Genomic DNA, 15,360 nt, shown 5'->3' with positions numbered 1-15,360 from the left:
GTCACGTGGTGCTGACTACAGCCTCACCACCGACGACCGCTCCCCCCCCACGGGCCTTGCTCGACAGCCTCGCTGACGGGGCAGCCTCGAATCACGCCCGCGAGCTGCAGGGCTTCATATGGCTCAGCCTGGGTCGTCCGCGCACACACGGTTTCACGTGAAACGACCGGCGCGCGGTCAGAACAGCGAGAGCGTCTCGACCTGCACGCCCCCGTCCGGATCAACAGGCGCGATGCACGCAGGCGAATCGTTCCGCGGAGAGCTCACGAGCGATGAGACCTCGTGCCCGACCAGCTGGTCGCCAGGGAGGGGAACCAGCATTGCCATCAGCGACTCGAGAGAGGTGTCGGGGTCGAGCCAGGCCGCATGACGAGACGCATCAAGGATCACCGGCATGCGGTGATGCACAGGTGCCACCGTGGCGTTCGCCTCCGTTGTCAGCAGCGCGCAGGTGCGCAAGGGCTCTGGCTCCCCCTTCCAGCACTCCCACAGCCCCGCGAAGGCGAAGACCCCGCCGGAAGCGAGATGAAACCAGTACGGTCGCTTCCGCCGACCGTCGACCCGCCACTCATAGAAACCGTCGGCCAGCATGAGGCAGCGGCGCGCGCGGAACGCCGCGCGAAAGGCCGGCTTCTCGCCCACGGATTCCGAGCGTGCGTTGATGAGACTGCTGGCGATGCGGCGATCGCTGGCCCACGAGGGAACCAGCCCCCACGACAGCATCTCGTAGGCGGGCCTCCCCGTTGATGCCGTGACGGTGAGAACACGATTCGAAGGCGCTACGTTGTAGCGGGCAGGAAGCCCCTGCGGGGGAACGAGTTCCGGAAACACCGTGAGCAGCGCGGAGGGTTCCGGAGCGAAGGTGAAGCGACCGCACATCAGATCGACGCGCGCAAGGCTCTCTCGAGATCTGCGATGAGATCGCCCACGTCCTCGACGCCTATCGACAGGCGCACGGTGGCCGCGCTCACCCCGGCGCGCGCAAGGCTCTCCGGATCGACCTTCCAGTGCGACGACAGCACCGGCAGGGTGACCAGTGACTCGACCGCCCCGAGAGAGGCCGCCCGTGCGAACCGGGTCAGCGCGTCGACCATGCGACGCGCACCGCTGCCATCATGGAGATCGAAGGTCACAAGACAGCCGAGCCCGTCCAGCAGACGAGCCGCGCGATCGTGATCCGGATGCGAGGGCAGCGACGGGTGAGAGACCGAGCGCACCTCTGGACGCCGGGAGAGCCATTCTGCGATGACGCGCGCCGACGCATCCTGCCTGCGCACCCGCAGATCGAGCGTCTTGAGGCCACGAATGAGCAGCGAGGCCTCGCGCGGATTGAAGCACGCGCCCAGCAGGCTGACGAGGGTCTCGATGCGACCGGTGTGCGAGCGGCTTCCGCTGGCCACGCCGGCCATGAGATCGCTGTGCCCGCCCAGGTACTTGGTGGCGCTGTGCACCACGAGATCGACCCCATGTGCGAGCGGTCGCAGGAAGACCGGGCTGGCCACGGTGTTGTCAACGATGGTGAGCGCGCCCACCGCCCTCGCGGCGGCAACGATGGCCGACAGATCGGCGACGCGCATCGATGGGTTCGTGATCGGCTCGAAGTAGACGGCGCGGGTTCCGGGGGTGATGGCCTCCGCGAGCGCGTCGGTGGGCGCGAAGCGAACCTTGATACCCAGGCGCGGCAGCACCTGGGTGAAGAGGTGATGCGTGCCGCCATAGGTATCGACCGCCGACAGCAGCTCGTCCCCCGCCGACACCACCGAGAGCACGGCGTTGGCGATGGCGGCCATGCCGGATGCGTGGAGAACCGACGCTTCAGCCCCCTCGAGACGGGCGATGGCCTCTTCCGCCGCGCGCACGGTGGGATTGCCCAGCCGCGTGTACTCGAAGCCGCGCTCTGGGTGCGCCTGGAATGTCTCGAGCGCCTGCATGTCATCGAACAGGTACGACACGGAACCGTGAACGGGTGGAAAGACGGGGCGGGCACTCGCGGGGATCTCGAATCCGCCCCCCACCACCGCGACCGTGGCGGCGCCGGCGGAATCGTGGTCACGTCCCCAGCGAACGGCGAGCAGCGCGGCAACCTCTCCCAGCAGCAGCGCGTCGGCGGCGTTGAGACCGCTCGCCTCCACCGCGATCCAGGCCACGGCCTCTCCTCCCCAGCGCACGGGAACCGCGCCTTGTGGCGGGTCGGCCGTCACCACGTCCACGCGTCGATAGTGGGGCATGGCATCGCCCAGCAAGGTCGCGACCTCGTCCGCGAGCGCGCGGAAGGAGGGGGCTGTTCGAGTGAGTGCGTCGATGGTGGCGAGTAGCTTCATTCCGGGGCATTCTTTCCCGCGCCGACGTGGCCCTCCGCCATCCCTCGACATGCTGGTGGGAGGATGGGGAGCCACCGGCGAAGGCCTGCATCACGCCGGAAGACCGGGGTCCACCGAACCCCGCCGTTCCGACGCCGACGCGACAGAAGGGACCGTGGCACCCCAGCATGAGCAGCCCTCCGGCGGTCGACTGCACGCGAACGCGCAGCGCGTTCGAGAAGATCCACACCAACCTCGGCCGCGTGATGCGCGGCAAGTCAGAAGCCCTCCGGCATCTGGTCATCGCTCTCTTCGCGGGCGGGAACGTGCTCCTCGAAGACGTGCCTGGCGTGGGCAAGACCACCCTTGCGAAGTCACTTGCCCGTTCGATTCGTGGCGACTTCAAGCGCGTGCAGTTCACCCCCGACCTTCTCCCCACCGACATCCTGGGGTCGTCGATCTTCAACCCGCGAGACGCCCGCTTCGATTTCAAGGAGGGGCCTGTCTTCACGAACATCCTCCTGGCCGATGAGATCAACCGCGCCTCTCCACGAACCCAGAGCAGCCTCCTCGAAGCCATGAACGAAGGCCAGGTCACCACGGAAGGGGTGACGCGAACCCTGCCAGCGCCCTTCCTCGTGCTGGCGACCCAGAACCCGGTCGAGTACCACGGCACCTACCCGTTGCCGGAAGCCCAGCTCGATCGCTTCATGATTCGACTCGAGCTGGGCTATCCCGACCTCGAGTCCGAGCTCGAGGTGCTCGAGAGCCAGCACACGCGTCACCCCATCGAGCAGCTCGAGGCCGTCACCGACCTCGACGAGATCAGGGCGGTGCAGGCCGATGTGCGCGCCGTTCGCGTGGAGCGGCCGGTGACCCGCTACATCATGGCGCTGGTCCAGGCCACGCGCGAAGACGCGCGCATCCGCCTCGGGGCCAGCACACGTGGCTCCCTGGCTTTGTACCGCATGGCGCAGGCGCTGGCCATCTGCGAGGGCCGTGACTACGTCATCCCCGACGACGTCAAGCACCTGGCGAGGCACGTGCTCTCGCATCGCCTCGTGCGCGAGACCAAGGCGAAGTACTCCGGCGTGAGCAAGGAGGGCGTGATGGAAGAGATCGTGGCGCAAGTGGCGATTCCCACGTAGGTGATGACGCCAGAAGACGACCGCGACAGACCGCGGTGGGCGAGGCTGCCACAAGGCCCGCTCACCCGCCTGCTACGACACGTCTTCGAGGATCGCCTCACCGATCCGGGGAGGATGATGCTGTGGGTGCTCATCTTCTCGATGGCCACGGGAGGCGTGACCCTGCAGGTGCAGATCTATCTCATCTTCTGCATCGTGCTCGGGCTCTTCGTCACGAGCGTGACCTTGGCGCGGCTGAGCCGGGTGAAGCTCGAGCTTCTCACCGACCTGCCCAGCCATAGCACCAGCGGGGCTTCGGTGACCATCACCACCCGGGTTCGCAACCGGTCTCGACATGGTGGCCTCGACGTCGTCCTCAGAGAGATCCGCGTGCCGCATCACGTGGAGGAGAGGCCGGTCGGAGGGCAGCGCATCCCCTGGCTTCCCACGGGTGAGGCTGCCACAGTGACGCGCACCCTTTCGTTCACCCGCCGAGGCGCCTACACGCTTCCCGGGCTGCGTCAGGAAGGACTGTTCCCGTTCGGGCTGTGGAAGGACGTGGTCGATCATCGCACGCCCCACACCGTTCTGGTGTACCCGCGCTTCCATCCGCTGGTCTCGCTCGACATCCCCGCCGGGGTTCGCTACCAGCCGGGCGGAATCGCGCTGACGTCGCAGCTCGGAGATTCCATCGAGTTCATCGGCACGCGCGAGTACCGCGAGGGCGACAGCCCCCGTTCCATCCACCACAAGACATGGGCCCGCATCGGCAGGCCCGCGGTGAAGGAGTTCCAGGCGGAGTACTTCTGTCGCATCGCCCTTCTCATGGACACGTTCACCCCCGAACCGCCCCCTCCGCGGCCGTTCCGCCGACGCCCCGACCCGCCGTGGCATCGCGCCTTCGAGGCCGCCGTCTCGGTGGCCGCATCGGTGGCCGATGCGCTATCGCGAGAAGAGTACGTCATCGACATCTTTGCCGCAGGTCCGGAGCTCTATCACCTGCAGTCCGGTCGAAGCCTCGCCTACCTCGAGAACGTGCTCGACATCCTCGCGTGCATCGAACCCTGCCACGAAGCCCCTTTCGAGAAGCTCGCGCCGGTCCTGCTCGAGCATCTCGAGAGCGTCACCACCACCGTAGTCGTGATGCTCGACTGGGATGAGGCGCGAGAGCGCGTGGTGCAGACCGTTCTCGATCACGGGAGCGCCGTCAAGCTCATCATCGTGAGAGATGGCCCCACCACCCTCGACATCGCGCGAGCCCACGCACTGTGCGGCGAGGTGCGCGTGATCACATCTGACGAAGAAGCCGCGGGGCTCGAGTCGCTGTGACGACCATGCCGCCGCTGGTCTGCATCGCCCTCCTTCTCTCGTACGTCGCCTTTGCCTGGACGGCGGGACACCCCCTGGCATCGCTGCTGCTGCTCGGCGCTGCGCTCGCCGCCACGGCCATGCGAGGACGCATCTCTGTTCCGCGACAGGTGCTGCTCCCCGTCGCCCTGGTGCTGGGCATCGTGATCATCACGAATCTGCCCGACGCACCCGCGGCTTCGACCCTGCTGCTGGGCACGGGATATGGGGTCGGTCTCGCGCTGGGAACGCTCACGCTGCTCTTCCTGGTTCGCAGCGGAACCGTGGGAGAGCAGCTCACCGGGGTCTTCCTCGGGATGATGCTCATGCTCGTCGCCGGCTCCACCACCGAGCTGCATCCCTACGCAGAGCTTCTGGCCGCGCAGGGACTGCTGCTCAGCCTCGGCCTGCGCAACCTCGCCCTGCCCGGGTCGAGAGACGTGGGCGAATCGTTGCAGCGCCGCGTGGCCCCCGGCAGCGCGTCGCGGCGACCGCTGATCTGGACGACCTGCGCCTACGTCGCCTCCGTGATCTTCTGCGTCGCGCTGGCGTCGGTGCTGTACCGCTCTGAGCGCCTCTTCAACCGCCTGCTCGTGCTGGCCGATCCCCGCACCTATTCGTACGCGAGGCGGGCGTCGCTTCGACAGATCCTCGGCAGTCACGGTCTCGATCGCATGGTGGCGTGTGTCTACGCCAGGAACCCGGCGCCCTATCTTGTCGCGCGCTGCTATCTGCGCTACGAGCGAGGGGCCTGGGACGCCACCACCCCCGAGCGTGAGGCGGAGCGCATCGGTACGGGAGAGGTCGACCCTCCGCTCTGGGCTCTGGTGAACCCTCCGCCCACGCCGATCCCCACCGATCGCGTCGATCGCATCGAAACCGGTGTCGAGCTCCAGGGCACCCTGTTCGTCCCCCGGGACGGCGTGGCCATCGATGCATCCCTGTCGCCCCTGTCGCTCGACTGGGCGGGGGTCTGCTACCTGCCCGATGGCGCGGCCTACAGCGGCACCTACGCGGTCTTCCGCGGCCGCCCGCCGGCAGAGGCGCCCCCGTCCGGTCAGACCCGGCAGGCCTGCCTGACCATCAACGATGAGGTTCGCAAGCTCCTCCCGGCGGTGACCGCGCAGGCATGCGCCGGGGCGTCAACCCCCCTTCAGACGGCGCAGGCCATCGAGCACTACCTGCAGACCACGTACACCTATGGCCTCGGCTACGCACCCCCCCCTGGCGATCCGCTGAAGGGCTTCCTCATCGACCACAAGCCCGCGCACTGCGAGCTGTTCGCAACCAGCATGGCGATGATGCTCCGCCATCAGGGAATCCCAAGCCGCTACATCACCGGCTTCGTGGTGAACGAGCGCAACGATGTGGGAGACTACTACGTGATCCGGGAAGAGCACGCGCACGCCTGGGTGGAAGCCTGGATCCCCGGCCTGGGCTGGACCTCGTTCGATCCCACCCCACCAGATGGCCGCCCGACCGCAACCGCCAGTCAACGCAAGAACCCCTGGACAGACCTGATCATCCACAAGCTGCAGCAATGGCGGAACCGCCTGCTGCACATCGACTGGCGCGCGGCGCTGAACAGCGTGCTGCGCGGATTCCAGCGCCTGGGAACGTGGCTCATCGAGAAGCCGTGGCGCCTGCTCGTGCTGCTCGGACTGCTCGCGCTCGATCAGATGCGGCGCAATGGATGGCGAGGCCTGTGGCTGCGGCGCTGGAGCCCGCCCGCGACTCCGAGCGAGGGCCCCGTCGACCCCCTGATCGGTCGACTTACCGCCGCCATGGCCCGCTTCGACACAACCATGGCCCGCGCCGGCAGACCTCGCTCTCCTTCGCAGACGCTGCGTGAATACGCAGTCGCGCTGCAAGAAGAGGCCGCCTCTCTCGACGCGCAAGAGCGTGAGACCGCCTCCGCGTTTCTCGAGCGCTACAGCCGGACGCGTTACGGGGCAGCGCATCCGGACGAGCCCGACGTGCGTGCACTCGAGACGCTGTGCGACACCCTCGAAACCCTGGCCACCGCCGCCCGGTCCTCGCGCTGATCGCTTTTCAGACGCAACATGTTGAACAGATTTCACCATGTACCCCCAGATGTGGTGGGTCGAGGTCCGCAATGACATCCTCGATTCGCAGCGATGGCCGCGCGTGGGGGAGGACCGGGAGGCTGTGAAGGGAATTCAAGCCTGCCATGCGTGCCAGGAGAGTCAGAAGATGGAATTTGAGCCTGGCGGCAGATGACAGCAACCCCAACCCCACGGTATCGGTGCGCCTGGGCCTCGCGCCGCCGTGGCGCATCACGGTGGCCAGCGACGCGCGTCTCGACGACGTCTCCCTGCCCGCCGGCAGCCACGACATCACGTGGCATGGAGACGGCCTGCAGGTCGACGGCGCGCCGACGGCGCACGCCGCCGCAACCTCGCTGCTGCTCACCAGCAGCGAGCCGGTGTCCATCAACGGTCACCGCTACAGAGGCGCGCTCACGTTCCGCCGCTACTCGGTGCTCAACCGGCTCTCCCTCGACGACTACCTTCGGGGCGTCGTGGGCGCCGAGCTGGGGGTGAAGGCCGAGCTCGAAGCCCTCAAGGCCCAGGCCGTGGTCGCGCGCACCTACGCCCTCGGGCACCTCACCGCCGAGATCGCAGACGACACCAGCTTTCAGGTGTATCGCGGCCTCGAGGTGGAGAACGAGAGCACCAACCGAGCCGTGACCGAAACCGCCGGACAGGTGCTCACCTGGCAGGGCCGCCTCGCGCGAGAGGTCTGCTACCACTCCACCTGCGGCGGCCGCACCGAGAGCAACGAGTTCGTGTTTCTCACCGCGCCGGTGGCCTATCTGCGCAGCGTGCCCTGCAGCGTGCCCACCCCCGCTCCCACCGCAACAGGCGAGGCGCCGGACGAGACCGCATCGGTGGCCCTGCTGGCCTCCGTCGAAGGGCCCGCGCCGGTCATCGCGCCTGCGCCGTCAGAGAGCCGCCCCCCGTCAGAGAGCCGCGCGGCACAGGCATGCGAGCGATCGAACTGGGCGCACTGGAAGATCTGCTGGCCTGCGGCCCACCTGCCAGAGGTGACGGTGCTGCGCACCACCCCCAGCGGTCGCGTCTTGCAGGTGCGCATCGGAAACCGCGTCGTGAGCGGCGATGACATTCGTCGGGCGCTGCGCTTCGCTGACGTGACGGGCCGCGTTCGCCCCCTCTACAGCACGATGTTCACGTTGCGGCGCGATGGCGCCTGTCTCATCGCGGAAGGCAGCGGATGGGGCCACGGACTCGGCCTGTGCCAGTGGGGAGCCAGGGGAATGGCCTGCGCGGGACGCGGATACGTGGAGATTCTCACCCACTACTTCCCCGGCACCGAGGTGAGCGTGCGGGTCGCAACCCACCCGTAGCGCCGAGGGCTCCTCGACAGGCCTGCGCGCGACGAGGTCAGCGCGCCGGGGGCTCGTCGACGGGAGGATGGTAGACGGAGTGCGGCGCCTGCCAGCAGACACAGTCCTTCGAGCAACGTCGGCACACATCGCAGGCGTGGATGTTGCACACCTGCTTCTGGCAGGCCGTGCAGGCCATGCGCGAATCGAACAGACCGCAGATCTTGCACTTCGTGGTTGGGGTCGTGGCTGTCATGGTGGCCTGTCAGTTCCGTGCCTGGCGCGGAATTCCTCCGCGCCTTCAGACTATCGCGCGACGGTCTCGGCGGCGCCCTGGGAAGGCGCTGACGCTGCCGCAACCGCGGGCTGCTCGCCCGCGGGCGCGGCCTCACGGGCGTCGTCGGCCTTCTTCATCTCGAGGGCGCGCCCCACGGCGGCCACCGGGTCGATGAGACCCGCACCCTGAACGAGGGGCGAGGTATCGGCAAGCGGATGGGTGGTGGAACGAAGAAGGTCGACCACCTGTCCCGGCGTCAGGTTCGGGTCAGCCTGCAGCACACAGGCGACAACGCCCGCAGCCACCGGCGTGGCCATCGAGGTTCCCGACAGCAGGATGTAGTCATCGCCGTAGCGGGGGATGTTCTCGTGGTCGATGGTCGAGCCCTTCGAAAGGGTCGAGACCAGCTGGACACCGGGGCTCGCGAGATCGGGCTTGATGGTGCGATCGCGCGTCGTCGGCCCACGGCTCGAGAAGTATGCCATGGTGTCATCATTCAGGTCGGCCGTGTTCTTGTCGTCGTAGGCGCCGATGGTGACCGACTTCGATGACATGCCCGGCGAGCCGATGGTCTCGAGGAACGGGCCGGAGTTGCCAGCGGCGATGACGGGAACGATGCCCGCATCCCAGGCCTTCTCCACGGCCTTGGCCACGAGATCGTACTTCTCTTTCTGGAAGGAGGGCGCACCCAGCGACATGCTCAGCACGCGGATGTTGTACTTCTCCTTGTTCTCGATGGCCCACTCGATGCCGCGCACCACGTCGGACATGGCACCGCCACCCTCACCGCTGAGCACCTTCACGCCCACGAGGCTGGCCTCAGGCGCCGAACCCTTGAACTTGCCGCCCGCCATGTAGCCGTTTCCGAGAACCAGTCCGGCGCAGTGGGTGCCGTGACCGTTGTCGTCGTAGGGGGTGGCGCGGTCGTTCACCATGTCCTTCCAGCCGACGATGCGGTCGGCGTAGTCGGGGTGAGGGTAGATGCCCGTATCGATCACAGCCACCGTGACGCCCTTGCCGGTGATGCCCATCTGATCGTGCACCTGATCGAGGTGCAGCACGTCCTTGAGGACGTCGATGCGCTTGGTGCCGTCTGGCACGTGCTTCTTGTAGCCGCCGCGGCTCATCTCCATCGGAGGGATCCACTGGACGCTGCCACCCAGGTAGCTGTCGCTCTGGATGACGACCTCGGGCGCCGCCGCTTCCGCCGCCGCGCTTCCCTGAGGGGCGCTCGCCGGGGCCGTAACAGGCGGGACGTTCACTCCGCGGATCTCCATCGACTCTTCCTCCGAACTCTGCGTGCGCTGGCGACGCTCGTATCAGCCGTGCGTGCACCGCGCCGCCATGCCAGTCTCGATTCTGTCTCAGCGTACCAGACCGGTCTGGAGGGGGCCATTGCCGGTTTGTTACCAAACCCCGGCCTTCCCGTGACAGTGACCGCCCTGCGCCGGGTGAACGCCCCCATCACGCGCCTTTCAACGTTTTTTCGAACCGTCGACCTACACTGCGCGCATGAACAACATCGCATCATCCGCCTCTCCTCACCCGCTGCGCTACATCTCACCGAGCTCAGCTGAGTTCTATGGCCTCACCGACTCGAGCACGACCACGATGCCCGCGGAACCGTCAGACAGCCGCCATCAGCGCGCCATCGACGCTCTTCTCAATGCGGGGGTCTCGCCCGAAGCGCGCACGCGCTGCCGCCAGATCCTGTCGGTCTACCCGGCGGGCACACTCGAAGCGCTCAAGAAGAGCGGGCTGACCTTCGAGATCACAAAGGGTCAGGCCGTTCAAGGAGTGAGCGCCTCCGGGAACGTGGCGCTCGGCGGCTACAGCCCGCTGGAGCGGCGCATCGTGTTCGACGAGGCGGTTCTCATGAGCAACATCGGGCGACACGTCGTCACCCACGAGATGGTGCATGCCCTCGATCACATGCGGGGCGACCGCATGAAGGGCAACGGGCTGCTCGACCGCTTCAAGAGCAACGGCATGCTGGCCTCGACGAAAGACAGCGAGCTGGCCTCCATCTACGCACGCTACCTTGCGCGGGGCGCGGTCGAAGCCGTGGGTCAGATCCGCGCCAACCTGAAGGCGGAGCACGGTGCCCTGCCCCCCTCAGCGACCATCAACATCGAAGACAACTGGGGCGCCATGAGCGTGGAGTATCGCCAGGAAGGAGAGCAAGAGGTCTTCCGCATCGAGCAGCAGCCCCGCACCGCGGAGAGCGACATCCAGGAGCGCATGCGCGAGAAAGCCACCGGCTCGGCAGGGGCGCGCAGGCTGCCCCCCACCGAGGTCGACGTCGAGCTGGCGCGCGGCGGCACGGCCCACGTGCGCCAGGAAGGCACGGTGAGCACCATCACCATGCCAAAGAGCGGGGCGAACTTCACGGGCGACATCTGGAGCGACTATGCCCACCGCTCGTGCCTTCCGGAAGAGTACGTGGCAGAAGCGTTCTCGCACTACCTCCAAGGTGGGAGCAAGCGTGACGAGATGCAGTTCGTCGACCCGGACATGCTCGCCTACACCGAGCGGGTGCTCACCGACGAGTTCAATCTGCACCCCTAGGGCCGCACCCTCCGCTCAGCGCGCAGGGGTCAACAGACGCCCCTGACCGCTGCGCAACGGCAGCGTCAGGCGTCCTCCCGATGACGCGAATCGCTCACCGCTGAGAGCGTCGACCCACACCGTGCCCTCTCCAATCGCCACCGAGACCTCGCGATCGCCCGCGCAGCGCCAGTCGAGCACCACAAGGGCGGCCAGGCCGCTGGCCGGGTCCTGACGCCCGAACGCCAGCAGATCAGCCGAACCGTCGTCGAGCCAGGCCAGGGTGCCCTCGCCCTTGGCCCGCACCAACCCGCCATTCGCCTCCCGGAAGCCCGTAACGGCGGCCATCGCGGAGGTGGGTGCGCTGGCGTCATCCCAGCGCAGGGAAGCCAGATCGAACAGGGCGAGCGGACCGGCGCCGAGCGCCCCCTGCTCCTCCGGGGTGAACCCCAGACCCAGGTTCACCGGCACCGGGTCGGCGAGCTCGAAGCCGTTGTGCAGGAACGGGATGGTATCCGGCATGAGGCAGCTCACCATCCAGAGACCGAGACAGAACGCGGCGCCCCGCCCGCGCATGGCCACACGAGGCGTGTTGTGGGTCTCGCCCGCGCCGAACACCGCGATGGGAAGGCCCTCGATGCAGGTACGGGTCACCAGCCGGCGCATGCGACCGATGTCGTCGAGCGCCTGGAACTGATATCCGAGCACCGCGTTGTAGCCGGTGCGCACGCTCTCCTCATCGACGGTGAAGTTCTCGGCCAGCAGGGCGAAATCCGGGTGGTTGGCCCGCGCCTCGCCGATGATCTCGGTCATGAGCGCCGGTGGGAGGGCGTGCCCCATGTCGACCATGCAGCCGTCGATGCCGTAGGTGCGCTGCCAGTGGGGCAGAATGCCGCGCACGGCTTCCCACAGCGGGCGGTTCGCGTTGGCGTCGCGCGCGAGGCGCACGTCATACATGCGCAACGTGTTGTAGGCCTTGTAGTTGAAGTCCGGACCCTCGGGGGGATCGTTGAAGATGCGCAGGTAGGTCACGTCGGTCCAGGGGGGCTGCAGATCTTCGGGGGGCCAGTCAGCGAAGGCCCCGGGCACCTGCGCGAGCCGACCATCGGGCAAGGTGCCCACCCAGCGGCCCTCGGCGTCCTTGGCCACGCTCCCGTGCGCGGGGGCCGGCAGGAAGTTCGCGCGGTACCAGTCCGGCGGCGTGGGAAGGTCATTGAAATCGTGGCGCGCCACCTTCTCCTTGATGGTGCGCAGCGCATCCGGCGAGAAAGGAGGGGACCCGAAGTAGCGAGGATCGTCTGGGGCCGCCCCCGCGGGGCGATCGGCGATCTCGCGCTTGATCCAGTAGAACCAGTCCGGGTGCTCGGCGATGAAATCGGCGTCGCGGCTGGCCGTGCGAAAGACGAACTCACAGATGACCCGCATCCCCAGGGCGTGACAGGCTTCGACGAGCGCGCGGAACTGGACGTCGACATCGAGATCGACCAGCGGGTCAGCCAGCGTCGCCTCGAGCGCATACGGATTGCGGATGGCGTAGGGCGACCCGAGGCTGCCCTTGTTGCCAAAGCCTCCGACGGCGGTGACGGGAAGGAGGTGCACTGCCGTGGCGCCCAGCCGACGCGCGTGTCCCAGCAGCGCGATGGTCTTGAGGAACGTGCCCGTCTCCCTCACCCCCTGCGCGTTGCAGGTACGGCCCGTGGTGTCCGGCGCCGAAGGGGTACCGAGACAGCCGTCGCCATCGTGATCGTAGGCACTGGCCAGTCGCACGAAGACGTTGTAGATGACCGCGTCGCGCACCCAGTCACCCGCGGCCCGCGCTGCGTCGCGCGACGGCGGCGCACTGGCCGCGCTGAGAATGGCTTCGATGTGCTCGCGCAGGAAGCGATGGGGATTCACGGCTCGGGGGGCCTCGCCCTGGGGCTCACGCCCGACGGGCGCCCAGGCGGCGGGAACGCGGTAGGTGAGCGCGTCTCCCTGGGCCTCGCGCGTGCTGAGCTGCGCCGCGACCTGGCGCAGCGCCGTGAGATGGTCTTGGGGGGGAATGCTCTGCGTCAAGGGGACTCCTTCCGAAAGTCGACGGTTCGTGCGCGCGACGGGATTCGTACGATCGCGCTCCAGCCCCCTCGAACGGGGTACGAGGGACTTGGGGCAGGGCGATTCTTCCACACGTGAAGGTCGTCCTGCGCCGCTGCCTGTCGCGTTGTCTTGAAGGAACCCCCTCTTCGAGAGCCCTCGTGGAGGGGAATCTCCGCATGAGCGCGAAGTGCCGCGAACCCCTTCCACGGCGTGGCGCCCCGCCCCCTCGCGAGCGTCACGCCCGAACCACACACAGGAGGACCCTCCGGAGATGACCCATATCATTGCAGAGCCCTGCATCGGCACCAAGGACACGGCATGCGTCGAGGTGTGCCCGGTGGAGTGCATCCACCCCATGAAAGACGAGCCGGGCTTCGCCGAAGCCACGCAGCTCTACATCGATCCCGATGAGTGCATCGACTGTGGCGCGTGCGTCTCGGAGTGCCCCGTGGAGGCCATCTTCGCGGAGGAAGACCTGCCCGAGAAGTGGGCCTCCTTCACCCAGATCAACGCCGACCACTTCAAGAAGTAGCGTCGCCTCCCTCGACGAGCAGCACGTAGAGCTCGTTCGTGTTGGTCTGTGTCGGGCCAGTCACGACGAGGTCACCCAGTGGCTCGAAGAAATCATAGGCGTCGTGTCGCAAGAGCATCTCGCGCGCGTCCAGACCCAGTGTCCGGGCGCGCGTTGCCGTTCTCCCATCGGCCAGCGCCCCGGCCGCTGGCGTGGGGCCGTCGATGCCATCGCTTGCCGCGCAGAGCAGCAGCGCTCCAGACGTCCCCTCCGCGCGTGTCGCAAAGGCCAGGGCGGCCTCCTGACAGCGCCCACCGCGGCCGTCGCCCGAGACCCTCACCGTGCTCTCTCCGCTGGCGACGATGCACCGCCGCCGCGTCGCCGACGCTTCGACCTCTCTGCGCACCTCACGTGCAAGACGCGCCAGCAGCGCCCCCACGTCGCGCGCCTCGCCATCGACCCGACTGCTCAGAAGCGTGGCGTCATACCCCAGCGCCCGCGCACGCGTCGCCGCGGCCTGCGCCATGACCGAGCAATCGGCGACCACGACGTGCGAGACGTCTCGGGCACGCCCGCGCAGCGCTTCGATGTAGGCTGCGTCCTCCGCGCGTCGCGCCGACAGCGCCTCTACAACGGCCCGCGGCGCGTCATCGAGCAGCCCGATGCCGCGCAGCACGTCGATAGCCCGAGACGCGGGTGCGGGCGTCGGATGGAAAGGCCCGGACCCTACGACCTCGAGAGCATTGCCGGGCACATCTGACACGACGAGCACCCGACACGCCACGCCCGCCGGCAGCTCGAGAAGCAGCCTGCCCCCCTTGACCCGCGACAGCGCGGCCCGCACGGCATTCATCTCACCGATGGGCGCCCCGCTGCGCAGCAGCAGGCCGTGCATCTCCATGAGGTCGTCGAGGGTGAGCCCCGGCGCGGGCATCTCCATCAGCGAAGACGTGCCTCCGCTGAGCAGCACGAGGAGCTCATCCCCAGGCAGGCAGCTCCTCACCACGGCACGCGCGCGCGCTGCCGCATCGAGAGAACGAAGATCGGGAAGGGGATGGGCCGCCGTCACGAGCGCGACCCCAGGTGGCGGAGGCGGCGCGCCCTCCACCGAGACACAGAGCCCTCCTTGCAGGCCCGGCCCGAGCACGGACGCCGCACCTCGCGTCATGGCGCTGGCCGCCTTCCCCAGAGCAAGGACGCGCACGCCCTTCCGAGGCGAGGGCACGACATCCTCCGTGGCCCGCAGATGCTGCGAGACCGCGTGCTCGGCGTTCACCGCTGCGAGGCCTGCTTCGAACACGGCGCGGGCGTCCATCGCGAGATGGTTCTCGATCATCAGGGCAATTATACCGGGTGCAGATCTGCGCTTCAACGTGCGTCGCAGGGACCGCCCTCTCGTGGCACAGAGGGGAATGGGCGACGGATCTCTCGAAGCGCGAGCACACACCATCGGTGGAGGACTCTCTTGGACCCGCAACAGATCAAGCACACGGCACTCATGCTCTCGGTGGGCGTTGCCGCGCTGTCGTTGATGACATCGCTGCCGGCGCTGCTGGGGGGGCGCCCACGACACCCCGCGGCACTGGGCGCCGCGCTGGCCGCCCTGGCAGGAGGGCTTGCCATGGCCGCGATCTGCGGGATCGTCGGACTTCGGCTGCCCCCAGGAACGGGGGGCCGTGGCGCGGCCCTCATGCTGGGACTCGGCGCCCTGGCCGCCCCCCTTGCCACGTTCGTGGGCGCGCGGGGGAGCCGTGACGATGACGCAGAGAACGCGCCTCCAAGCGCGGCCTGGAGCCTGATGCCCGGCA

At 68.0% G+C, this 15,360-nt stretch carries 13 protein-coding genes; 7 read left to right on the top strand and 6 right to left on the bottom strand.

Annotated features, from left to right (window positions below; translation table 11 throughout):
- Nucleotides 1–177 precede the first annotated feature (177 nt).
- Both EB084_07515 and EB084_07510 read right to left on the bottom strand, forming a co-directional pair.
- Nucleotides 178–879, bottom strand: coding sequence for an SOS response-associated peptidase (locus EB084_07515; GenBank protein NDD28098.1), 702 nt, complete (start codon nt 877–879; stop codon nt 178–180).
- A complete protein-coding gene (locus EB084_07510; GenBank protein ID NDD28097.1) occupies nt 879–2,321 on the bottom strand; it encodes an aminotransferase class I/II-fold pyridoxal phosphate-dependent enzyme in 1,443 nt (480 codons plus the stop codon). Before EB084_07510 ends, EB084_07515 begins: the two co-directional genes overlap by 1 nt.
- 167 nt (nt 2,322–2,488) lie before the next feature.
- On the opposite strand from EB084_07510, the gene EB084_07505 reads away from it, so the two are divergent.
- The 4 genes from EB084_07505 (at nt 2,489) to EB084_07490 (ending at nt 8,162) form a co-directional block, all read left to right on the top strand.
- Nucleotides 2,489–3,448 carry a MoxR family ATPase gene (locus EB084_07505; GenBank protein ID NDD28096.1) on the top strand — a complete coding sequence of 320 codons (960 nt, stop codon included), beginning with the start codon at nt 2,489–2,491 and terminating at the stop codon, nt 3,446–3,448.
- 3 nt (nt 3,449–3,451) lie between these two features.
- Nucleotides 3,452–4,756, top strand: coding sequence for a DUF58 domain-containing protein (locus EB084_07500; GenBank protein NDD28095.1), 1,305 nt, complete (start codon nt 3,452–3,454; stop codon nt 4,754–4,756).
- On the top strand, nt 4,753–6,819 hold the full coding sequence (locus EB084_07495; protein ID NDD28094.1) for a DUF4129 domain-containing protein: 2,067 nt from the start codon (nt 4,753–4,755) through the stop codon (nt 6,817–6,819). Before EB084_07500 ends, EB084_07495 begins: the two co-directional genes overlap by 4 nt.
- 146 nt (nt 6,820–6,965) lie before the next feature.
- The gene (locus tag EB084_07490) at nt 6,966–8,162 is read left to right on the top strand and encodes a SpoIID/LytB domain-containing protein (protein NDD28093.1); all 1,197 of its coding nucleotides are present in this window, start codon (nt 6,966–6,968) and stop codon (nt 8,160–8,162) included.
- 37 nt (nt 8,163–8,199) lie between these two features.
- On the opposite strand, the gene EB084_07485 is transcribed toward EB084_07490, so the two are convergent.
- Entirely contained in the window at nt 8,200–8,397 is a 198-nt protein-coding gene (locus EB084_07485) for a hypothetical protein (protein ID NDD28092.1), read from the bottom strand.
- 50 nt (nt 8,398–8,447) lie between these two features.
- Entirely contained in the window at nt 8,448–9,695 is a 1,248-nt protein-coding gene (locus EB084_07480; protein NDD28091.1) for a hypothetical protein, read from the bottom strand.
- 235 nt (nt 9,696–9,930) lie between these two features.
- Here EB084_07480 and EB084_07475 point away from each other — a divergent pair, with 235 nt between their 5' ends.
- Entirely contained in the window at nt 9,931–10,986 is a 1,056-nt protein-coding gene (locus EB084_07475) for a hypothetical protein (GenBank protein NDD28090.1), read from the top strand.
- Nucleotides 10,987–11,001: 15 nt separating this feature from the next.
- Here EB084_07475 and EB084_07470 read toward each other — a convergent pair whose 3' ends face one another.
- Nucleotides 11,002–13,020, bottom strand: a complete 2,019-nt coding sequence (locus EB084_07470; GenBank protein ID NDD28089.1) for an alpha-amylase — start codon at nt 13,018–13,020, stop codon at nt 11,002–11,004.
- A 292-nt stretch (nt 13,021–13,312) separates the two neighbouring features.
- Between EB084_07470 and EB084_07465 the strand changes: the two genes are divergently transcribed.
- The gene (locus EB084_07465) at nt 13,313–13,573 is read left to right on the top strand and encodes a ferredoxin family protein (protein ID NDD28088.1); all 261 of its coding nucleotides are present in this window, start codon (nt 13,313–13,315) and stop codon (nt 13,571–13,573) included.
- Here the strand turns inward: EB084_07465 and EB084_07460 are convergent.
- A complete protein-coding gene (locus tag EB084_07460) occupies nt 13,563–15,002 on the bottom strand; it encodes a DUF4147 domain-containing protein (GenBank protein ID NDD28087.1) in 1,440 nt (479 codons plus the stop codon). The two genes, EB084_07465 and EB084_07460, sit on opposite strands and share 11 nt — an antisense overlap.
- A gap of 15 nt (nt 15,003–15,017) precedes the next feature.
- Here EB084_07460 and EB084_07455 point away from each other — a divergent pair.
- On the top strand, nt 15,018–15,360 hold a 343-nt coding region (locus EB084_07455; protein ID NDD28086.1), incomplete at its 3' end, for a hypothetical protein.

It is taken from the genome of Pseudomonadota bacterium (assembly GCA_010028905.1).
Taxonomy (GTDB): domain Bacteria; phylum Vulcanimicrobiota; class Xenobia; order RGZZ01; family RGZZ01; genus RGZZ01.
This window is presented reverse-complemented; position numbering and strand designations above follow the sequence as displayed.